The sequence below is a fragment of the Geodermatophilus sp. DF01-2 genome, from assembly GCF_004571065.1.
Lineage (GTDB): Bacteria > Actinomycetota > Actinomycetes > Mycobacteriales > Geodermatophilaceae > Geodermatophilus.
Window position 1 is genome coordinate 17,248 of record NZ_SPQN01000044.1, and the last position, 20,083, is coordinate 37,330.

The following is a 20,083-nucleotide window of genomic DNA, read 5'->3' on the forward strand; positions in this document are numbered from 1 at the left end:
CCCGGTGGACGAGGGGGCTGGCCAACGCGACCGTCGTCGAGCGAGTCTGACCCTGCCCCTCGGGCCGGGGCGGTTCCCCGCGCCCGCCGCAACCCCGGAAGGATCCGCATGGACCCCTCGCTCCCGCCGGCGCTGACCACCCTGCTCGACGAGCTCGACGGGTTCATCGCCGCGGAGATCGAGCCGCTGCAGCAGCAGGACGACAACGAGCGCTTCTTCGACCACCGGCGGGAGTTCGCCCGCACCGACGTGGAGCACGGCGGCGTCCCCCGCCCGGAGTGGGAGGAGCTGCTCGCCGAGGCCCGTCGACGGGCCGACGCGGCGGGCTGGCTCCGCTACAGCCTCCCTGCCGAGCTCGGTGGGCGGGACGGCACGAACCTGGACATGGCCGTGGTCCGCGAGCACCTGGCGCACCGGGGGCTGGGCCTGCACAACGACCTGCAGAACGAGCACAGCGTCGTCGGGAACCTGGTCCTCCCCCACCTGGTGCACCTGTTCGGCACGCCGGGGCAGAAGGAGGAGCTCGTCGAGCCGCTGATCACCGGCCGGCGGGGGCTGGCCTTCGGCCTGACCGAACCCGACCACGGCAGCGACGCGACCTGGATGGAGACCACCGCCGTCCGCCGCGACGGCGACTGGGTGATCTCCGGGCGCAAGCGGTGGAACACCGGCGTGCACTCGGCCAGCCACGACCTGGTGTTCGCCCGTACCTCCGGACAGCCGGGCGACGCCCGCGGCATCACCGCGTTCCTCGTGCCGACCGACAGCCCCGGTTTCTCGGTGCCGTTCTTCTGGTGGACGCTCAACATGCCTTCCGACCACGGCGAGGTGGAGCTCGACGGCGTCCGGGTGCCGGACTCGGCGGTGTTCGGCGAGGAGGGTGAGGGCCTGGCGGTCGCGCAGACCTTCCTGCACGAGAACCGCATCCGGCAGGCCGCCTCCGGGGTGGGCGCGGCCCAGTACTGCATCGACCGGTCGGTCGAGCACGCGCGGTCGCGGATCACCTTCGGCAGACCGCTGGCCGAACGGCAGGCGATCCAGTGGCCGCTGGTCGAGCTGCACACCGAGGCCGAGCTGGTGCGCACGCTGATCCGCACGACCGCCGTCGAGCTGGACCGGTCATCCGCACATGGGGAGCCTGCGGTGTCCATCGGCCACAAGGTCTCGATGTGCAACTACCGCGGCAACCGGCTGGTGTGCGACGCCGCCGACCGCGCCATGCAGGTGCACGGTGGCATGGGGTACTCGCGGCACCTGCCGTTCGAGCACATCTACCGCCACCACCGCCGGTACCGGATCACCGAGGGGGCCGAGGAGATCCAGATGCGCCGGGTGGCCGGGCAGCTGTTCGGCTTCCTGAGGTGAGCAGACCGGCGTCCTCCCCGGCGGAGGCCGCGCTGGCGGCGGGGCTCGAGCGGCGACTGACCGCGCTGGCCGGCGGGCCGGTGCGCGTCGAGGGCCTCACCCGGCTCACCGGCGGCGCCAGCCGGCAGACCTGGGCGCTCACCGCGGTCGACACCGGCGGCGGCCGGCGCGACCTGGTGCTGCGCAGCGGCGCCGGCACCGGCGGGGTGGAGCTCCCGGTGGAGGGCGCGGCGATCGCCGCCGCGGCGCGCGCCGGAGTGCCGGTGGCCGACGTGCTCGACGTCGGCCGCGGCTCCGGCGAGGACGGACTCCCCCCGGCGTACCTGCTCATGGCCCGGGTGGACGGCGAGACGATCCCGCGGCGGCTGCTCCGCGACGCGGAGTTCGCCGCGGTCCGGCCGCGGCTGGTGCACGAACTGGCCGGGGTGCTCGCCCGGCTGCACGCCGTGCCGCTCGAGGAGCTCGACCGCGTGCCGGTGGGCGGGGACCCGCTCGACCGGCTGGCCACCGTCCACGGCGGCGACGAGCCGCCCCCGCCCGGCCTGGCGCTCGGGCTGCGCTGGCTCCGGGAGAACCGGCCGGAGCCGGCACCGGAGACCCTCGTGCACGGCGACTTCCGGCTGGGCAACCTGATGATCGGCCCGGACGGGCTGCGCGCCGTCCTCGACTGGGAGCTGGTCCACCGCGGGGACCCGCTGGAGGACCTCGGCTGGTTCTGCGCCAAGGTCTGGCGGTTCGGCTCGCCGCTGCCGGCCGGGGGCTTCGGTACCCGCGAGCAGCTGCTCGACGGCTACGCGGAGGCGGCCGGGTGGCGACCGAGCGCCGCGCAGCTGCACTGGTGGGAGCTGTACGCCACCGTGCAGTGGGGGCTGATGACCCGCGTCATGACCGAGCGGCACCTGTCCGGCGTGGAGCCGTCGGTGGAGCTGGCCGCCATCGGGCGGCGCGCCGGCGAGCAGGAGTTCGACGTCCTGCTGTCGCTGGGGCTGGCCGAGCCGGAGCCGGTCCCCGGCCTGCCCGGGGAGGACGACGACCTGCTGTTCGGCCGGCCCACGGCGGCCGAGCTCGCCGACGCCGTGGCGAGCTTCCTCACCGCCGACGTCCGGGCCGGGACCGGAGGCCGGACCGCGTTCCTCGCGCGGGTGGCGGCCAACGTGCTGGCGACCGTGCGGCGGGAGCTGCTGCTCGGGCCCGACGCGCGGATCCGGCGGCGGACAGCCCTGGACCGGCTGGGCTGCCGGGACGACGCGGCGCTGGCCGACGCGATCACCACGGGCGCGCTCGACGACCGGTGGGACGAGGTGGTGTCCGTCGTCCGTGAGGGGGTGCGGGACCGCCTGCTCGTGGCCAACCCGCGACACCTGTCGCTACCGGCCTGAGGGTTCGATCGGACGCGGTGCCGGACGACCCACCGCGCGGCGATGACGGTCCGCTGGATCTCGTCGGTGCCCTCGCCCGTGACGCGGGCGAAGCGGGCGGTGCTCACGTCGCTGCGACCGTGCTCCTCGGGCACCAGCAGGCCGAAGCAGCCGAGGGCCTTCATCTCCTCGATGACGTCCTCGGGTAGCGGTCGGCGGCCTCGAACTCGGCCACCCGCGGGCGCACCCGCTCGTCGTCGGTCAGCGTCGGCATGTGGGCTCCCTGGTCAGTGCGGCGGTGCGGGTGGGCCGTCGTCGGTGTCGTCGCCGAGCGGTCGCTGGTACCAGGCGACGTCGTGCCAGCGGCCGAGCTTCCAGCCCACCCGGCGGTAGGTGCCCACCGGCTCGAACCCCATCGCCGTGTGCAGGCCGACGCTGGCCTCGTTGGGCAGCCCGATGCCGGCGAGGGCCGTCCGATAGCCGCGGGCGGCGAGCCGGTCGAGCAGCGCGGTGTAGAGGGCACGGCCGGCGCCGGTGCGGCGGCGGCCGGTCTCGGTGTACACGCTGACCGACGTCGACCAGCGGTAGGCGGCGCGGGCGTTGAACGTCGCCCCGTACGCGTACCCGGCGACCCGGCCGGCGTCCTCGGCGACCAGCCAGGCGTGCGTGGCGAGGGCGGCCCCGATCCGCCCGGCCATCTCCGCGACGGTCGGCGGCTCGAGCTCGAAGGAGACCACGGTGTCGCGGACGTACGGGGCGTAGATCTCCTGACACCGCGCGGCGTCCTCGCGGGTCGCGTCCCTGACCAGCCAGCCGGTTGCCACGCCGCCATCCAACCGGGTGCTCCCGTCAGCTGCGCTCGGTGGCCAGGCGGACGCCGAAGCCGAGCAGGACCGTGCCGGTGACGGCGTCGAGCGCGCGCCGCACCGGGCGGCGGCCGAGCACCGCACGGGCGCGGTGCATCCCGGCGACGAGCAGCAGCAGGTAGAGCAGCCCCAGCACCGCGTGGGTGAGGGCGAGCAGCACCAACGTCGGGACGCCGGACCCCGGTTCCAGGAACTGCGGGAGCACCGCGAGGTAGAAGACCAGCACCTTCGGGTTGGTGATGTTGGACAGGAACCCCTGCCGCCAGCCGGCCAGCCGCTGCGGAGGCCGGGCGTCGGGATGGGCGTGCTGGTCGAGAGAGTGGTGGCCGGCGACCGCCGCGCGCAGCGACTGCACGCCGAGGTACACGAGGTAGGCGACGCCGGCCCACCGGATGGCCTCGAACAACGGCTGCGAGCGGCCGACGAGCGCGCCCAGCCCAGCCGCGGCGGCGAGGCCCTGCACGGCGTTGGAGGTGGTGATGCCGACCGCCGTCCACGCGCCGCGGGTCCGCCCGCCGGCGAGGGTGTTCCGCGTGGTGACGGCGAAGTCCGGCCCGGGGACGAGGATGAGCGCGACGGCGAAGATCAGGAAGGAGCCGTAGGTCGTCCACGTCACCGGGCCACGCTAGCGCCGCGCGCCGGGTCGGGGGCCGCCGTAGCGTGGACGTCGTGCGCCGCAGCCCCGGACCCGTCGCGTGCCGGTAGGTCCCGAACCCGGTGGCGCGTCCGCGGAGCCGTACGCCGACGCACCGCCGACCGGTCGGCCGTGGCTGCGGCTCGCCGTCCTCGGGGTGCTCCTCGCGGCGGCGACGGTGGTGGCGCTGACCGTCGACCGGCCCGGGGTGCCGGCCCTGCAGGCGTGGCTGGACGACGCCGGGCCGGTGGGCTGGACCGCCGTCGTCCTGGGCATGGCCGGCGCGCTGATGACGCCCGTCCCGCGGACCGCCCTGTCGGTCCTGCTCGGCGCCGCGGCCGGGTTCCCCGCGGGGCTGGCGGTGGCGGCCGCCGCCGGCTGGCTCGGCGGGATGGGCGGGTTCGCCCTCGGCCGACAGCTGGGCCGCGCCGCCGTCGCCCGCCTCGTCGGGCATCGGCTGGCCCGCGCCGACCGGCTGTTCCGCGACCGCGGCTTCCTCGCCGTCGCGCTCGCGCGGGTCAGCCCGGTGCCGTTCTGGGTGGTCAGCTACGCGGCCGGTCTGTCCAGTGTGCGGTGGTCGCCGCACGCGCTGGGGACGCTGGTCGGCGTCCTGCCGGGCGCGGTGCTGCACGTCGGGATCGGCGCCTCGGTCGTGGGCTGGCTGTAGCCCGCCGTCACCCTTTCGGGTCCGCTCCGGCCGGGTCATCCTCACGGACGGTGTGCCTGGTGCCACAATGGTGAACACCAGGTGAACGAGAGGTGGCTGCCATGCGTATCAATCCGTGTCCGCAGGTTCGCTGGGTGCCGGTCGTCGACAGCGCCGGGCACCGGCACATGGAGATGCGCTGGACCGTGCCCACCCCGTCGCGGCCGACCGCGCAGCCGACGGCCGCGCCCACCACGCTCCGGGCCGCTTGATCCGACCGGCCGCCGTCCGGACTGCCGACTCCCCGCCGCTGGCCCTCCATCTCTCGCGCCGGTCAGGCACCCGGAAAGCACCTACCCGGTGATCAACTGATCGGCCCTGTCCCAGCTGCTGTCCTTCCTGGTCAGCGGCCGAAAACTGTCGGACCCGCGCCGTAGGTTCGTGATGTGTTCATCGGTGGTGGCTACGGCGTGGGTCTGACGGTGACCGACGTCGAGTTGCCGTTGGTCGCGCCGCCGGGGATGTCGTGGCCGTCGCTGGGTGAGCTGCTGCCGGTGCACGCCCGCTCGCCGGAGGAGAAGGCGCTGGAGTTGCAGCGGGTGCAGCAGCTCAAGGCCGAACTGGCCGCCTACGAGCTGGAGCTGGTGGCGGCGTTCGCCGCCGACCGGCCGGCCTCGGCCGACCGGCAGCCCGGTCAGCCCGGTGCCGCGGCTGACGCCGGGAACGACGCGGTGCCGGGCGTGGGCGCGCCGGAGGGGGTGAGCGAGTTCTTCGCCGACGAACTGGCCTTGACGGTGAACTGCGCGCGGGCGACGGCGACCACGCTGACCGAGTACGCGCTGACGCTGACCGGCCCGCTGCGGGCCACGCACGCCGAGCTGACCCAGGGCCGACTGGATCCGGCGCGCGCCCGGGCGATGGCCGCCGAACTCGGCTGGAAGATCCGCGACACCGACCCCGACATCGTCGCCGCGGTGGAGGCCGCGGTGCTGCCCGAGGCCGCCGGGTTGTCGGTGCGCAAGCTCAAGGAGCGGCTGCGCGCCGAGTTGGCCGCCCGGGACGCCGCGGCGTCGGATCGCCGCCGCGAGCAGGCGCACCGGGCGGTGAACGTGCGCCGCCGTCCGGTCGGCGACGGGATCAGCGAGCTGGTCGCCGGCATGCCCGACGAGCTGGCCGCGGCGTGCCAGGCCACCATCGACGAGCTGGCCTGGCGGGCCAAGCAGGCCGGCGACGAGCGGCCGATCGGGATGCTGCGGTCGGGAATCCTGGCCGACCTGGTGCTGCGGCCCTGGCTGGTGCCCGAGCCGGTGGCCGCCCACGTCGAGGTGCAGGTGCCGATCGGCGCGCTGACCCCGGAGCGGTTCCTGGCCGCCGGTGCGCCGCTGCCGCCGGTCTTTCAGCGGCCCGGCAGTGTCGCGGAGCCGACCGGCACGCTCGCCGGGGTGCCGATCACCGCCGCGCACGTGCGCGACCTGCTGGCCCAGCTCGACGCCATCGGCCTCCAGGCACCGCCCGGGGGCAGCCTGACCTTCTCGTTCACCGACGACGCAGGCGCCCTGCAGGCCGTCGCCACGCTGCGCGAGCTGCGCGCCGCCGGCCGGCGCGGCTGCCGCGACCACCCGGGGAGCGACTGCGGCTGCCCGGTGATCACCCGGCCCGCACCGACCGACGCCTACCAGCCCACCGCGGCGCAGGACCGGTTCATCACCACCCGGGACCGCAGCTGTCGGCACCCCGGCTGCGACAACCGGGCCGGCTGGGCCGACGCCGACCACGTCATTCCGCACGCCGCCGGCGGGGCCACCGACTGCTCGAACTTGTGCTGTCTGTGTCGGCGGCACCATCGGCTCAAGACCTTCGCCCGCGGCTGGGTCTACACGATGACCCCCGACGGCATCCTCACCGTCACCACCCCCGCCGGCGTCACCCGCACCACCCGACCACCCGGCCTCCAGCTCACCGGACCCCGCGTCCTCACCCGCCCACCCGACCAACCACCACCGGAACCCGACCCCGCCGACGACCCACCACCGTTCTAGAGCCCGACCGACCCGAGCCCCGCGGCGGCGACACACCCGCAGCGGGGCCGGGCGGGCTGAGCGGCACGATGGTGACCATGAACCCGGCGGGGACTCCGGACGAGCTCGCGCGCATGATCAGCCGCCTGTACGAGGAACACGAGCGCGCTGCCTTCCCCGACCGTCTCCGCGCCGAGGAACCGTCGGGCGTGAACCTCGTGCTCGTCGACGCACGTCTCGCTGGCTGTGTCGCGACATGGCAGGCCAGCGGAGGCCGACCCGACGCAGCACAGGGGGTCATCGTGCGTGAGTGCCTGGATGACCTCGACCGGGTCCTCCACCGGCTGACCGACGGCCACGAGCAGCTGTACGCCCGGCGACTGCACGAGCTCGCCCAGCTCCTGGTGCGGTCCGGCGACTGCGGCTCAGCCGAGTGCGAGCACCCGGACCAGCTGCCGGGCGGCGTCCCCGCCGTCCGTGATCGCGACGTCGAGGGCGCCGGGCACGTCCAGGTCGTCGAGCAGCCGATGAACCACCGCGCGGCTCGCGGTCGGTGACGACCCGGGACGGCCGGCGGCGGAGAAGAGCGCGTCCAGCCGCCCGGAGGCCGCCTCGAGCAGCTCCGGTCGGTACTCCCACGGGTCTGACCACGGCCGGTCGAGCACGAGCAGCCGCAGCACCGGGCCGGTGGTCTCCCGCAGCAGGTCGGCGACGAGGGTGAGGTTGCCGGTCGACTTGGCCATCTTGGCGCCGTCCTGCGAGACCGCGCCGACGTGCATCCGGCTCCGCGCGAACGGCGCCACACCCGACGCCGCCTCCGCCATCGCGGCCTGGTGCGCGTGGTGAGGGAACGCCAGATCGGCACCACCCACGAGGACGTCGATGCCACGGCCGAGGGTCGCCGTCGCCATGGCCGCGCACTCGGCGTGCCATCCCGGCCGTCCCCATCCCCAGGGTGAGGGCCAGGCGGGGTCGCGCTCCCCGGAGGGTCGCCACACCGGGACGTCGAAGGGGTCCTCGCGCAGCGGGTCGTCCGGGTCGTCGCCGAACTCGGCGGCGAGCGCCCGCGCCGGCGCCGCATCGAGCCCCGCGGACGAGACCACCCCGGCGCCGCGGAAGAACACGTGACCCTCGCGCTCGTACGCGCGGTCGGCGCGCAGCAGCGCCGCGGCCAGCTGCTGCACGTGCGGGATGTGGTGCCGGGCGCGGGGCGCGTGCGCCGGCGGCCGGACGCCGAGCGCGCGCATGTCCTGCTCGAAGGCGAACTCCTGGCTCAGCGCGAACTCGTCGTAGTGCCGGCCGCGGGCGTCGGCCGCCCGGGTCAGGACGTCGTCGACGTCGGTGACGTTGCGACTGGTGACCACCTCGGCACCGGCCAGCCGGAGCACCGCGCCGAGGACGTCGGCCCACACGAACGTCGCCGCGTGGCCGAGGTGGGTCACGTCGTAGGGCGTGATCCCGCAGACGTAGACGCGGGCCGGGCTGCTCACCGGCAGCGGCCGCCCGCCCAGCCGCAGGTCCGCGGTGCGGACGTCGACCGGCTCGGCGACGCGACCGGCGACACCGACGATCCCGGGTGAGGTCGGAGGAGACAGGGCCATACCGCCATCCTGCCCGTGAGCGCCGAGGACCCGCTGTGCGACCGTTCCCCCATGGTCGCCGTTCTCTCGATCCAGTCGCACGTCGCCTACGGCCACGTCGGCAACTCCTCGGCCGTCTTCCCGCTGCAGCGCCTCGGCATCGAGGTGTGGCCGGTGCACACCGTGCAGTTCTCCAACCACACCGGCTACGGCGAGTGGCGTGGGCGGGTGTTCGACGGCCCGGCGATCGAGGAGGTCGTCGACGGCATCGCCGAGCGCGGCGTGCTCGGCGGCTGCGACGCCGTCCTCTCCGGCTACCTGGGGTCGGCCGACATCGGCCACGCCGTCGTGCAGACCGTGCAGCGGGTGCGCGCGGCCAACCCCGCGGCGGTCTACTGCTGCGACCCGGTCATCGGCGACGTCGGCCGGGGCGTCTTCGTCCGGCCGGGCATCCCCGAGTTCATGCGCGAGGTCGCCGTCCCCGCCGCCGACCTGGTCACGCCGAACCACTTCGAGCTCGACCACCTGGCGGGGACGACGACGAAGACGCTCGGCGAGGTGGAGGACGCCGTCGCCGCCGTCCAGGCGCTCGGCCCCCGCGTCGTGCTCACCACCTCGCTGGCCACCGACGACACCCCCGACGACGCGGTCGACCTGCTCGCGTCCGAGGGCGGCCGGCACTTCCGGGTGCGCACCCCGCGGCTGGACGTGTCGGTCAACGGCGCCGGCGACGCCATCGCCGCGCTCTTCCTCGCCCACTGGCTGGCCGGCCGCGACGCCGGCACGGCGCTCGGCGCGGCCGCGGCCTCCGTGCACGGCCTGCTCACGGCCACCGAGGAGGCCCGCTCGCGGGAGATCCTGCTGGTCGCCGCCCAGGACGAGTTCGTGACGCCGAGCCGCACGTTCGCCGTCGAGGAGGTCTGAGGAAGGACCCTCCCGCCCGGCCCGTGCGGCACGCCCGGGCGCGTACCCGGCCGGAGCTGCGCCGCCCGTTCCGCGTGCCGTCCGACCCGTCCGCCCCGTCCTGCCCGCGCCGGCCTGCCTGGTCCTGAGGACCGATCTCGCCGTCGACCCTGGCTGCGGTTCCTCGCCTGGCCGGCGCCGGGTCTGCCGGTCTGCGCGGTGTACGGCTACCGGCACTCACGGCTGCGCGACCGCGCCGGCGCCCCCTGACTCAGGGGACCAGCACGAGCTTGCCGTGCGTGTGGCCGGCCATGCCCTGCCGGTGCGCCGCGGCGACCTCCTCCAGCGGGAAGGTCCCGGCGACGACGACCTCGAGCCGGCCGGCGCCGGCGGCCTCGGCCAGCTCGAGCCGCGCGGCGTCCCGCAGCTCGGCGCCCGGGTCGGCACCCGGCCCGCCGCCGAGCGCCTGGATGCCGTCGGCCGCGGCCCGGCCGAACGCGGCGATGGTGGCGATGCGCCGCCTGTCGGCCACCAGCTCCAGGGAGACGTCGACGGCCTCGTCGGTGCCGACCAGGTCGACGGCGGCGTCCACGCCGCCCGGGGCGGCGGCACGCACCCGGTCGGCCAGCCCGTCGCCGTAGCGCACCGGCTCCGCGCCGAACCGGCGCACCAGCTCCGCACCGTCGCCGCCGACCGTGCCGACGACGCGCGCGCCGCGCAGCCCCGCGAGCTGCACGGCCATCAGCCCCACCCCGCCGGCCGCGCCGTGCACCAGCACGGTGCCGCCCGCCCCGACGCCGGTCGCGGTGAGCGCGTGCACCGCGGTCGCCCCGGTGAGCATCAGGCCGGCGGCCTGCTCCCACCCGAGGGACGCCGGCTTGGGCACCAGGGCCGCCGTGGGGACGACGAGCTCGGCGGCGTACCCGCCGGAGACCCGGAACCCGACGACCTCGGCGCCGACCGACAACGGGCCGGCCGGGCCGACGGCGTCCGGCCCCACCGCGGTGACCACTCCGGACACCTCGAACCCGAGGCGCTTCGGCAGCCGGCCCGGGTCGCTGCCGAACGCGCCGGTGTAGCTCTTCCAGTCCGCCGGGTTGACCCCGGCGGCGCGGACCCCGATCCGGGCCTGCCCCGGCCCTGGGTCGCCCACCGGCTCGTCGACGACGGCCAGCACCTCGGGGCCGCCGTAGGCGGTGGCCAGGACGACGCGGGTCATTCCGACGCGGCCGCCGCGGTGCTGCGGTCGTTGTGCTCGCTGCTGGGCGCGCCGATCCACACGGTCTTGGCGTTGGTGAACTCGTACATGCCGACCTCGGTCAGCTCGCGGCCGTAGCCGCTCTGCTTGACCCCGCCGAAGGGCAGCTCCGGGTAGCTGGTCGTCATGCCGTTGACGAACGCCATGCCGGACTGGATGTCGCGGATGAACCGCAGCCGCTCACCGGAGTCCTCGCTCCACAGGTTGGAGCCCAGGCCGTAGACGTGGTCGTTGGCCAGCCGGATCGCCTCGTCCAGGTCGGCGACGGTGTGCAGCGCGGCGACCGGGCCGAACACCTCCTCCGACCAGATCCCCATCTCCGGGGTCACGTCGGTCACCAGGGTCGGCTCGTAGAACCAGCCGGGCCGGTCGACCCGCTTGCCGCCGGTGACGACCGTGGCGCCCTTCTCGACGGCGTCGGCCACGTAGCGCTCGACGTCCTCCCGCCCGGACTCGGTGGCCAGCGGGCCCACCTGGGTGTCCTCGGCCATCGGGTCGCCGACGGTGAGGGCGGCCAGCTTCTCGGCGAACAGCCGGGTGAACTCCTCGGCGACGTCGGCGTGGACGAAGAAGCGCTTGGCCGCGATGCAGCTCTGCCCGTTGTTCTGGCAGCGCGCGGTCACCGCGACCTCCGCGGCCCGCTCGAGGTCGGCCGAGGGCATGACGATGTAGGGATCGGACCCGCCGAGCTCGAGCACCGTCTTCTTCAGCGCGTCCCCGGCGACCGTGGCCACCGACTGGCCGGCGGCGTTGCTGCCGGTCAGCGTCGCGGCGACCACCCGGTCGTCGCGGAGCACCCGCTCGACGGCTCCCGAGCCGATGAGCAGCGTCTGGAAGACGTCGTCGGGGAAGCCGGCCCGGCGGAACAGCTCCTCCAGGTAGAGGGCGGTCTGCGGCACGTTGCTGGCGTGCTTGAGCAGGCCCACGTTGCCGGCCATGAGCGCCGGAGCGGCGAACCGCATCGCCTGCCACAGCGGGAAGTTCCACGGCATGACCGCGAGGACGACGCCCAGCGGCTGGTGGACGACGTACGCCTCCACCGCGCCCACCGCGGCGGCGTCGACCGGCTGCGGCTGCAGCATCTGCTCACCGTGCTCGGCGTAGTAGCGCAGCGCCTTGGCGCACTTGCCGACCTCCGCCTGCGCCGACGCCAGGGTCTTGCCCATCTCGGTGGTCATCAGCTCGGCGACCCGCTCGGCGTCGGCGTCCAGCACGTCGGCGGCGGCCCGCAGCCAGCCGGCCCGCTGCTGCGGGGTGGTCAGCCGGTAGCCCTCGAAGGCGGCGGCCGCGCGGGCGATCCTGTCCTCGACCGCCTCGTCCGACAGCGGCTCGAAGGTCTGCAGCGTCTCGCCGGTGGCGGGGTTGATCGTGGCGATGGCCATGGGTGGTTCCTCCCGTCCGGGGTGCGGGGGACCCGGTGCGACGGCGGGAACGTGTGCCGTCCCGCAGCGGCGTCCCCGGCTGTGGTCCTGCCCTTCCCCGTGCCGCTCGGCCGCACACCCGGGCGCCCGAGGACCGGGCCGGCCGGGTCACGTCGACAGCGGGTCGAGGGTCGGAGAGGCGGGGGAGCCGGGCCGTGCGGCCCGTCGCCCCGACGGGGTCAGGTGCTCGTGTCGCGATCGGCCCGGGCGGCCATCCACGGCCAGCGCCCGTGCAGCTCCACCTCCAGGGCGAAGGAGAGGAACGTGCGGATCACCACGATGATCGCCAGCACGCCGACCGACGTGAAGGTCGGCGTCACGGCGACCGTGCGGATGATGTCCCCGGCGACGAGGATCTCCAGGCCCAGCAGGATGCTCCGCCCCAGGAAGCGCCTCGTGGAGGGGTAGGCCTCCTCCCGGCTACCGGGCCGGGCGACCCGGTAGCCGAACATCACCAGGCTGGCGACCACGCCGAGCGCGAGCACGGCGACACCGATGATCTCGACCGCCAGGCCCACGGCCTCGACCACGCCCGTGACGGCGGAGTGGTTCACGACCGGTCTCCTCCGTGCCGCCGTCCCGCCGTGGCCTCACCCGTCGTCGTCGCCGGGCCGGTCGCGGTGATCGCTGCGCCCAGCAAGCCCGGCCGAGCGCTGCGGGGGTGTGTCCGATCGCCGCCGGAGCCGTGGCCGCGGACGACGGCCAGGTACCCGTCGGACGTGCTGGTGAGCACGGGCCTCCCTCCCCCGTCGGACGGGCGGCGGTGCGCCGCCCGTCCTGGCCACCCTCCGCGACCCTCGGGACCACGGCCACTCGGGACCGCGGTCCAGGCGGCCACCGGCCCGGGCCACCGCGCTGGAACGGCGCTCACCCTCCGCCACGTGCCGGTCGGGACCTGACCGACGCGCGCCGGGCCCGTGCCAGCAGGGCGAACGTCCGCCGGGCCATGAGCGCGGCGTCGAACTTCGCCGCCGCCCGGGCCCTCGCCCGCCGTCCGAGGTCCGCCCTCAGGTCCGGGTCGGCCAGCAGCGTCCCCAGTGCGTCCGCGAGCCGCTCCGGATCCTCGGTGGGGACGACGAGCACGTCCTCCCCTGCGGCGGCGGCGACGTCCCCCACGTCGGTGGCCACGCACGGCAACCCCTCGGCCATGGCCTCGAGCAGCACCAGCGGCAGCGCCTCGCGGCGGGAGGAGAGGCAGAAGACGTCCAGCCCGGCGAGGAAACCGCGGACGTCGCCGACGAAGCCGCGGAAGGCGACCGGCAGGCCCGCCGCCGCGGCCCGCAGCCGCTCGCCGTCGCGCCCCTCGCCACCCACCACCACCTCGACCGGCACACCGCGGTCGGCGAGCAGCGCGACGGCGTCGACCAGGACGTCGAACCCCTTCTGCTCGGTCAGCCGGCCCAGGGCACCGATCCGCGGCACCGCCCGCCCGGCCGGCCCGGCGGGGTCGACCGGGACGTCCACGCCGTTCGGGACGACGTGCACCCGGCCGGCCGGCAGCCGGTAGTCGGCGAGCACCTGCGCGCGGGCCTCGGAGGCCGGGGTCAGGACGGCGGCCATCGCGCCGTAGAGGTCGGCCAGGTGCGCGCGCCGCTCCCCCGCGCCGGTGTCGCCGGCCAGGTGCAGCACGCCGACCGTCGGCGCCACCTCCAGCGCCGCCGCCACCGCGGCCGCGTTCGACCCCGGGTCGACGAGGTTGACCAGCACGACGTCCGGCCGTTGCGCGGCCAGCGCCGCCCGCACTGCGGGCGCGGCCGCGGTGTGCCGGGCCAGCGGGACGGCGGCCGTCCGGTCGGGCGGCAGCACCGGCGCGAAGCGGTCCGCGAGCGGGCCGGCGCAGACCAGTGACGCCGTCCAGCCCAGCCCGCCGGCCCGCCGCAGGAGGGAGGTGAGGTAGACCTCGGCGCCGCCCCAGGCCTCCGAGTCGCAGACCAGCGACACCCGGCTCACCGGGGAACCAGTTCCCGGGCCGCGGCCAGCACGTCGCGAGGCCGCACCGACGCGGCACAGCGGAAGTCGATCGGGCACACCAGGTGCGGGCACGGCGCGCACGGCACGTCGGCCACCACCGCCCGGTGCCGCGGCCCCCGGTGGGCCCACCGCACCGGGTCGCCGGGCAGGAACACCGTGACCGAACGCGCCCCCACCGCGGCGGCGAGGTGCGCGGAGCCGGTGTCGTTGCCGACCAGCACCGCGGCGTCGCGCAGCAGCGCGGCCAGGCCGCCCAGGCTGGTGGCGCCGGTGAGGTCGACCACCGGGGCGCGCATCGCGGTGACGACCGCGGCCCCGACCGCGCCCTCCCCCGGCCCGCCGGTGACCACGACGGACAGCCCGTCGGCCGCCAGGGCGTCGCCCACGGCGGCGTACCGCCCGGCCGGCCAGCGCCGGGTCGGCGACGAGGCGCCGGGGTGCAGGACGGCGTAGCCGCCGGGGACCAGGCCGTGCCGGTCCAGCGTCGCCGCGTGCTCGGCCTCGTCCGCAGGGGTGAGCGGAAAGGCCATCGTGGGTCGACCGGACGGCGGCAGACCCAGGTGCTCGAACAGCCGGGTGTGCCGCTCGACCTCGTGCAGCTCCAGCGGGTAGCGCAGGTGCAGGTGCTCCGTTCCCGGCGGCGGCTCCCAGCCGGTGGGGGCGAAGCCGCCGACCAGCCGCGCGCCCAGGGCCGCGGTGACCCGGTTGGCCGCCGGCCGGTCGCCGTACACCTGCAGCGCCAGGTCGAAGCGCCGCTCGGCGGCCGCGGCCACGAACGGGGCCCAGCCGGACGGGTCCGGCGGCCGCTCCGGGATGCCGTCGGCACCGGGGAAGGGCAGCAGCTCGTCGACGGCGTCCCCCAGGCGGGCGACCACCGCGGCCATCTCCGGCCAGGTGACCAGGCTGACCGACAGGTCCGGGCGGACGTCGCGCAGCCGGCGCAGGGCCGGCAGCGAGCACAGCAGGTCACCCAGCCCCACCCGGAGCCGCACGAGGGCGACCCGGCGGACCGCCGGGTCGGCGAGGGGTGCGGTCACCGGCGCCTCCACTCCCCCGGCGCGGGCTCGCCGGGTCTGCTGTACTGCGGGTCCTGTCCAGAAGCGGCAGGTCCCATGCGTGCAGGGGAGGTCCCGTGGACCCGGTCCGCCGCCCGGCCACCGGCCGGCACGTCCTGCGGCTGTGCAGCGTCTTCGAGCCGCTGCCGGCCCGCGGGGACACCTCCGCCGTCGACGGCCGGGCCGCCCGGTTCGACCCGATCGGCGGCATGCAGAACCACACCGCCACGCTGACCCGCTGCCTCGACGCGCAGGGCTCCGTCCAGACGGTGGTCACCTCCCGGCTGGCCGGACGGCGCGGCCGTGTGCCGATGGGCCGGGCGGCGGTCGTCCACCGCACCGGGCTGCGGGTGCCGTGGCTGCGGCAGCTGTGGGCGCTGGATGCGCTGCGCGTTGTCCTCCGGCCGGGAGCGCGGCCGGTCGACGTCGTGCACGCCCACCAGGGGGAGGACCTCGCCACTCTCCTGCTGGCCCGGCTGGCCGCCCGGCGGCACGGGTGCCCGCTGGTGGTGACGGTGCACTGCAGCGTCGGGCACACGCTGCGCGGCCGAGGCCTGCGCACCCGGCTGCTGCGGGCGCTCGGGGGGTGGATCGAGCGGTCGGCGTTGTCCCGGGCGGACGCGGTCGTCGTCCTCACCGACCGGACGGCGGCCGCCTTGATGGGCGACGGGGTGCCGGCCGAGCGGGTGACCACCATCCCGTCGGGCTTCGACCCCGGGCTGTTCGCCGGCGACCACCCCGACGTCTTCCCCGGCGCGGGCCGCCCGCGGATGGGCTACGTCGGCCGGCTGGCGCCGCAGAAGCGCGCCGACCGGCTGGTCGAGGCCTTCGGCCGGATGCGCGAGCCGGCACACCTGGTGGTCGTCGGCGACGGCCCCGACCGCGACCGGGTCCGGCAGCTGGCGGCAGCGAGCCCGCGCGCCGACCGGGTCACGCTGAGCGGCTTCGTCGAGCATCCCGCCGTCCCGGCCGTGCTCGCCTCGCTCGACGTGCTGGTGCTGCCCTCGGCCTACGAGGAGATGGGCTCGGTGCTGACCGAGGCCATGGCCTCGGGGCTGCCGGTGGTGGCCAGCGACGTCGGCGGCATCCCGGAGGTGGTGCGCGGCGGCGTCACCGGCCTGCTCGTGCCGCCCGGGGACGTCGACGCGCTGGCCGCGGCGCTGGACCGGTTGGCCGCCGACCCCGGCCTGCGGGCCCGCCTGTCGGCCGGGGCGCGCGCCCGCGCTGCCGACTACTCGTGGCCCCAGCTGGCCGCGCGGGTGGCCGCGGTCTACGCCCGCGTGCGGGAGGAGGAGCTGCTGGAGGCCGCGGCGTGACGGCGGTCGGCGTGCTCGTTCCCGTGTACGACCAGGCCGCGTTCCTGCCCCGCGCGCTGGAGGGGCTGCTCGCCCAGGACGTCGCCGACTGGACGGCGCTGGTGCTCGACGACGGCTCCCCCGACCCGGACGTCGTCGCCGCCGTCGTGACCGCGCTCGGCGACCCCCGCGTCCGGCTGCTGCGGCAGCCCGGCAACCGGGGCCTCGGCGCCACGCTCAACACCGGGCTCGACGCGCTCGGCACCCCGCTGGTGGCCTACCTGCCCGCCGACGACGTCTGGTCTCCCCACCACCTCGCCGCGCTGCTGGCGTGCCTCGCCGACCCGGCCGTCGTCCTGGCGTCGTCCCGCCTGGCCGAGCCGTCGGGCACCCCGTACGCGCAACTGGTGCAGGTCGCCCACCGGGTCACCGCCGAGCGGTGGACCGAGCGGGCGGAGCTGGAGTCCGACGACCTGGGCCGGCTGATGTGGGACCGGCTGCGGACCCGCGGCCGGACGGCGGACACCGGCCGGGTCACCTGCACGTGGACCCGCCACCCCGGCCAGCGCTCGGCGGCGCTGCGCGAGTCGCGGGACGGCGGGCTGAACGTCTTCCGCAGCCGCTACCGGGTGGCCGGTCCGCTGCGCTTCGCGTCGTCCGACGGCGGGGACGTCGACGAGGTCGCCCGCTACGCGCGGTTCCGGTCGTCGGCGTACCCGGTGGCGGTGGACGGGCTCTCCGTGCTGATGGTCGGCGAGCTCGCGCTGAACCCGGAGCGGGTCCTGGCGCTGGCCGAGCGCGGGCACCGGCTCACCGGGCTGTGGACCGCCGACGGCCTCGGCGACGCCACCGTCGGGCCGCTGCCGTTCGGGCACGTGGCCGACCTCGACCGCGACCGCTGGCGGGAGGAAGTGCGCGAGCTGGCGCCCGACGTGGTGTGGGCGCAGCTGAACTGGCGCGCGGTGCCGTTCGCGCGCGAGGTGCAGTCGGCGTTCCCGGAGCTGCCGTTCGTGTGGACGTTCAAGGAGGCGCCGCAGCGCAGTCTCGTCCGCGGCGAGTGGCCGCTGCTGGCCGACCTGGTGTGTCGCGCCGACGCCTGCCTGTTCGCCACCGAGGAGGAGCGCGACTGGTTCGCCCTGGCGCTGTCCGGCCGGGTCGACCCGGCGCGGCTCGGCGTGCTGGACGGCGACCTGCCCAAGCGCGACTGGCTGGACGCGCCCCTGTCTCCGAAGCTCTCCGACGGCGACGGGCAGCCGCACACCGCCGTCGTCGGCCGGCCGTCGGGGCTGGACCTCGCCTGGGTGCTGGGCCTGGCCGCCCGCGGCGTGCACACCCACCTCTACGGCCAGGTGCGGGCACCGGGGCCGAAGGGCTCGTGGACCGGCTGGCTGGAGCCGGCCCTGGCCGCGGCGCCGGAGTTCGTGCACGTGCACCCCGCCGTCGGCCCGGAGGACTGGGTGACCGAGCTGTCCCGGTACGACGCCGGCTGGCTGCACCGCTTCGACAGCGCCAACGGCGGCGACCTGCGGCGGGCGACCTGGGACGACCTCAACTCCCCCGCCCGGTTGCCGGTCTGCCTCGCCGCCGGGCTGCCGCTGCTGCAGCAGGCCAACCCGGGGTCGCTGGTGTCGGTGGAGCGGGTGCTGCACCGCGACGGCACCGGGCTGCTCTACTCCGACGCCGACGAGGTCGCCGCCGTCCTCGCGGAGGAGGTGGCGTCGCGCCGCGGCGGGACGGCGGCGTTCGCCGTGCGCGAGCAGCACACCTTCGACGCGCACGCCGACCGCGTGGTGGAGCTGTTCCGGTCCCTGGCCCACTGAGGTCGTACCCGCAGGCTCGCGGGCCGCACCGGTCCGCCGGTCAGCCGCCGCGCACCCGCCGCCAGGCCCGCCGTGCCTCGGGCAGCGCGAGCGCCAGGGAGGCGGTGGACACGGCGGTGGCGGTCTGGCACCAGGCGCACAGTGCCTTGTTCTCCCGCCACTCCTCGCGGGCCAGCGCCACGTTCGTGACCACGTCGGTGGCGACCTTGGCGGTCATGAGCAGGGGCAGCACCGGCTTGTGCCGCGCCCGGTCCTGCCCGCCCGCACCGGCCAGCCAGGCGGTGACCGCGTAGGTGAGGACCATCATCAGGCCGTCCGGGCTGGACGCGCGCCGGTACGCGTAGTCCGATGCGTCGACGCGGTCGCTGTCGAACGGCCCGACCGGTGGATCGGGGATGTGCCGGAGGATCCCGGTCTGGTAGGCGCCGACGACCTGACCCATGCCGGCACCGAGGAGCGAGAGACCCACGATCCATCGGCGGCGCCGCAGGGTGGGGTCCGAGCCGGTGCGCAGGTACCGGGACAGCTGCGACGGGCTCGGGCTGCCGCCGCCGTAGCGCGGGTCGGGGACGTTCACGGGTGACCTCCTCGGGACGCTGGATCTGGGGCCAGTGCCCTCCGGCGGCCGACCCGAACCCCACTCGGTGTCCTCGCCGGAGGAGTGACCTGCGTCCCGGCCGGCAGCCGCCGGCCGGCCGGTCACGCTCCGGACCGGGCGGTCCTGTCGGATCCCCGGTCTAGCGTCGCGCCGTCCGGGCGGGAGGGGGAACGGGTGTCGAGCGATCTGCGGTGGGCGGTCACGGACGGGCCGGCGGGGACCGCTGCCGTCGCGCTGCCCGACGACGGCCCGGCTGCCCACCTGCTCGACCGCGCCCACGGCGTGGGGTTCTGGTGCTCCCGGCAGGCCGGCGGCTGCGGCGGGCCGCTCGTCCTGGAAGCCGAGGACGGCGTCCGGCCGCGGTTCCGGCACCAGGGCGACACGCGGTGCCGCTACGTCGGCCGGGAGGCCGACGCGGGTCCGAGGTACGACCACCTCCGCTACCAGCGGGCCCTGGCGGCGTGGCTCGCCGGACAGGGTCACCACCTCCGCGTGCAGAAGGTGCCCCAACCGGACGGGCGGACCGGGCTGCACGTGGTCGTGGACGACGTCGGTCAGGCGATCGAGGTGCAGCTCGCACCGCTTCCGGACACCGTCTGGCGCCGCCGCGACGACCGCTACCGACGACAGGTCCGGCACGTGACCTGGCTCTACGGCCCCGCGGCCCAGTCCGCCGGCGACACGGAGGCGGCCGTGCGTGGCGTGGCGTACTCGGTGCGCCGCCACCGCACGGGGCTTCTGGTCGGCGTCCGGGACGTCGACGGCGGGACGCGCTGGGTCCCCCTGGGCGCCTGCCGGCTCACCGCCGACGGCTTCGCCGCACCCGGCGCCACGGAGGCCCGGGCCCGGCACGCCGAGCGTGCAGCCGGACGCCAGGAGGCGGCACGGCGCGCCGCCCGGTGCGCGGCGAGAGCCGCCCAGCAGGCCCTGGGTCCCGGTCGTGGACGGCGGGGTGCCTCGATCACGGGGGGCAGACCGCCGGCTCCGGATCTGCACCCGCTGCCCTTCCCGCGGTGACTCTCCGCGGCACCGGTGCCACCACCCCCGCGGTTCCCTGACCGACGAATCGCCGACTGGACGCAGCCGGACGCGATCAGAACGCCCGGCGTCCCCGACTGACCAACCTATGAGGTCGAAGTCAAGTCGGGCTTGGAGCGTTCTTGGGTAAGGGTGATCGGCTCGCCGGTGTCCGGTCGAGCTGATCTTGACGTTGGGGTTGTGTGCGCGTGCGTGTGGGCGGTGCCTGCGCCCGTCTCCCGGCCCTACGTAGCGTTCAAGCGGGTTGTTCCCGACAG

The 20,083-nt window shown here is 76.1% G+C and carries 18 protein-coding genes; 9 read left to right on the forward strand and 9 right to left on the reverse strand.

What is annotated here, in order from left to right; translation table 11 throughout:
• The first annotated feature begins 108 nt into the window (after window positions 1-108).
• Window positions 109-1,365, forward strand: coding sequence for an acyl-CoA dehydrogenase family protein (locus tag E4P41_RS12755; RefSeq protein WP_135141625.1), 1,257 nt, complete (start codon window positions 109-111; stop codon window positions 1,363-1,365).
• Window positions 1,362-2,744, forward strand: a complete 1,383-nt coding sequence (locus tag E4P41_RS12760) for a phosphotransferase family protein (protein ID WP_209307693.1) — start codon at window positions 1,362-1,364, stop codon at window positions 2,742-2,744. Before E4P41_RS12755 ends, E4P41_RS12760 begins: the two co-directional genes overlap by 4 nt.
• A gap of 266 nt (window positions 2,745-3,010) precedes the next feature.
• Here E4P41_RS12760 and E4P41_RS12770 read toward each other — a convergent pair whose 3' ends face one another.
• Together E4P41_RS12770 and E4P41_RS12775 are read right to left on the reverse strand one after the other, a co-directional pair.
• Window positions 3,011-3,547, reverse strand: coding sequence for an arsinothricin resistance N-acetyltransferase ArsN1 family B (locus E4P41_RS12770; protein ID WP_245177312.1), 537 nt, complete (start codon window positions 3,545-3,547; stop codon window positions 3,011-3,013).
• Window positions 3,548-3,572: 25 nt separating this feature from the next.
• On the reverse strand, window positions 3,573-4,205 hold the full coding sequence (locus E4P41_RS12775; RefSeq protein ID WP_135141626.1) for a LysE family translocator: 633 nt from the start codon (window positions 4,203-4,205) through the stop codon (window positions 3,573-3,575).
• 79 nt (window positions 4,206-4,284) lie between these two features.
• Between E4P41_RS12775 and E4P41_RS12780 the strand changes: the two genes are divergently transcribed.
• The 3 genes from E4P41_RS12780 (at window position 4,285) to E4P41_RS12785 (ending at window position 6,908) form a co-directional block, all read left to right on the forward strand.
• Complete coding sequence (locus E4P41_RS12780; RefSeq protein ID WP_135141627.1) at window positions 4,285-4,890, forward strand: VTT domain-containing protein; 606 nt, start codon at window positions 4,285-4,287, stop codon at window positions 4,888-4,890.
• Window positions 4,891-4,991: 101 nt separating this feature from the next.
• On the forward strand, window positions 4,992-5,141 hold the full coding sequence (locus E4P41_RS22155; RefSeq protein WP_167761066.1) for a hypothetical protein: 150 nt from the start codon (window positions 4,992-4,994) through the stop codon (window positions 5,139-5,141).
• A 174-nt stretch (window positions 5,142-5,315) separates the two neighbouring features.
• Entirely contained in the window at window positions 5,316-6,908 is a 1,593-nt protein-coding gene (locus tag E4P41_RS12785; protein WP_245177314.1) for an HNH endonuclease signature motif containing protein, read from the forward strand.
• A gap of 404 nt (window positions 6,909-7,312) precedes the next feature.
• Here the strand turns inward: E4P41_RS12785 and E4P41_RS12790 are convergent, their stop codons facing one another.
• Window positions 7,313-8,488 (reverse strand): cysteine--tRNA ligase, encoded by a 1,176-nt coding sequence (locus E4P41_RS12790; RefSeq protein ID WP_135141628.1) that lies wholly within the window; start codon window positions 8,486-8,488, stop codon window positions 7,313-7,315.
• A 15-nt stretch (window positions 8,489-8,503) separates the two neighbouring features.
• Here E4P41_RS12790 and pdxY point away from each other — a divergent pair, with 15 nt between their 5' ends.
• The gene (pdxY, locus tag E4P41_RS12795) at window positions 8,504-9,391 is read left to right on the forward strand and encodes a pyridoxal kinase PdxY (RefSeq protein WP_245177315.1); all 888 of its coding nucleotides are present in this window, start codon (window positions 8,504-8,506) and stop codon (window positions 9,389-9,391) included.
• A gap of 250 nt (window positions 9,392-9,641) precedes the next feature.
• Here the strand turns inward: pdxY and E4P41_RS12800 are convergent, their stop codons facing one another.
• The 5 genes from E4P41_RS12800 to E4P41_RS12820 all read right to left on the reverse strand — a co-directional run bounded on the left by E4P41_RS12800 (window position 9,642) and on the right by E4P41_RS12820 (window position 15,057).
• On the reverse strand, window positions 9,642-10,589 hold the full coding sequence (locus E4P41_RS12800) for an NADP-dependent oxidoreductase (RefSeq protein WP_135141629.1): 948 nt from the start codon (window positions 10,587-10,589) through the stop codon (window positions 9,642-9,644).
• Window positions 10,586-12,010 carry an NADP-dependent succinic semialdehyde dehydrogenase gene (locus E4P41_RS12805; RefSeq protein WP_135141630.1) on the reverse strand — a complete coding sequence of 475 codons (1,425 nt, stop codon included), beginning with the start codon at window positions 12,008-12,010 and terminating at the stop codon, window positions 10,586-10,588. The genes E4P41_RS12800 and E4P41_RS12805 overlap by 4 nt, the downstream gene beginning before the upstream one ends.
• A gap of 218 nt (window positions 12,011-12,228) precedes the next feature.
• Window positions 12,229-12,603 (reverse strand): DUF1622 domain-containing protein, encoded by a 375-nt coding sequence (locus tag E4P41_RS12810; protein ID WP_245177316.1) that lies wholly within the window; start codon window positions 12,601-12,603, stop codon window positions 12,229-12,231.
• Window positions 12,604-12,916: 313 nt separating this feature from the next.
• Window positions 12,917-13,999, reverse strand: a complete 1,083-nt coding sequence (locus E4P41_RS12815; protein WP_135141631.1) for a glycosyltransferase family 4 protein — start codon at window positions 13,997-13,999, stop codon at window positions 12,917-12,919.
• Entirely contained in the window at window positions 13,996-15,057 is a 1,062-nt protein-coding gene (locus E4P41_RS12820) for a glycosyltransferase family 9 protein (RefSeq protein WP_135141632.1), read from the reverse strand. Before E4P41_RS12820 ends, E4P41_RS12815 begins: the two co-directional genes overlap by 4 nt.
• A 95-nt stretch (window positions 15,058-15,152) precedes the next feature.
• On the opposite strand from E4P41_RS12820, the gene E4P41_RS12825 reads away from it, so the two are divergent.
• Both E4P41_RS12825 and E4P41_RS12830 read left to right on the forward strand, forming a co-directional pair.
• On the forward strand, window positions 15,153-16,391 hold the full coding sequence (locus tag E4P41_RS12825) for a glycosyltransferase (protein WP_135141633.1): 1,239 nt from the start codon (window positions 15,153-15,155) through the stop codon (window positions 16,389-16,391).
• Window positions 16,388-18,190: a glycosyltransferase gene (locus E4P41_RS12830; RefSeq protein ID WP_135141634.1), complete on the forward strand. Its 1,803-nt coding sequence runs from the start codon at window positions 16,388-16,390 to the stop codon at window positions 18,188-18,190. Before E4P41_RS12825 ends, E4P41_RS12830 begins: the two co-directional genes overlap by 4 nt.
• 40 nt (window positions 18,191-18,230) lie before the next feature.
• Here E4P41_RS12830 and E4P41_RS12835 read toward each other — a convergent pair whose 3' ends face one another.
• On the reverse strand, window positions 18,231-18,767 hold the full coding sequence (locus tag E4P41_RS12835; RefSeq protein WP_135141635.1) for a vitamin K epoxide reductase family protein: 537 nt from the start codon (window positions 18,765-18,767) through the stop codon (window positions 18,231-18,233).
• A gap of 195 nt (window positions 18,768-18,962) precedes the next feature.
• On the opposite strand from E4P41_RS12835, the gene E4P41_RS12840 reads away from it, so the two are divergent.
• Window positions 18,963-19,805 carry a competence protein CoiA family protein gene (locus E4P41_RS12840; protein WP_167761067.1) on the forward strand — a complete coding sequence of 281 codons (843 nt, stop codon included), beginning with the start codon at window positions 18,963-18,965 and terminating at the stop codon, window positions 19,803-19,805.
• The last annotated feature ends 278 nt before the right edge of the window (window positions 19,806-20,083 follow it).

Bases quoted from the DNA above. Each gene is read 5' to 3' on its own strand.
- E4P41_RS22155 (WP_167761066.1), top strand. From the start codon at position 4,992: ATGCGTATCAATCCGTGTCCGCAGGTTCGCTGGGTGCCGGTCGTCGAC.
- E4P41_RS12755 (WP_135141625.1), top strand. From the start codon at position 109: ATGGACCCCTCGCTCCCGCCGGCGCTGACCACCCTGCTCGACGAGCTC.
- E4P41_RS12790 (WP_135141628.1), bottom strand. From the start codon at position 8,488: ATGGCCCTGTCTCCTCCGACCTCACCCGGGATCGTCGGTGTCGCCGGT.
- E4P41_RS12800 (WP_135141629.1), bottom strand. From the start codon at position 10,589: ATGACCCGCGTCGTCCTGGCCACCGCCTACGGCGGCCCCGAGGTGCTG.
- E4P41_RS12805 (WP_135141630.1), bottom strand. From the start codon at position 12,010: ATGGCCATCGCCACGATCAACCCCGCCACCGGCGAGACGCTGCAGACC.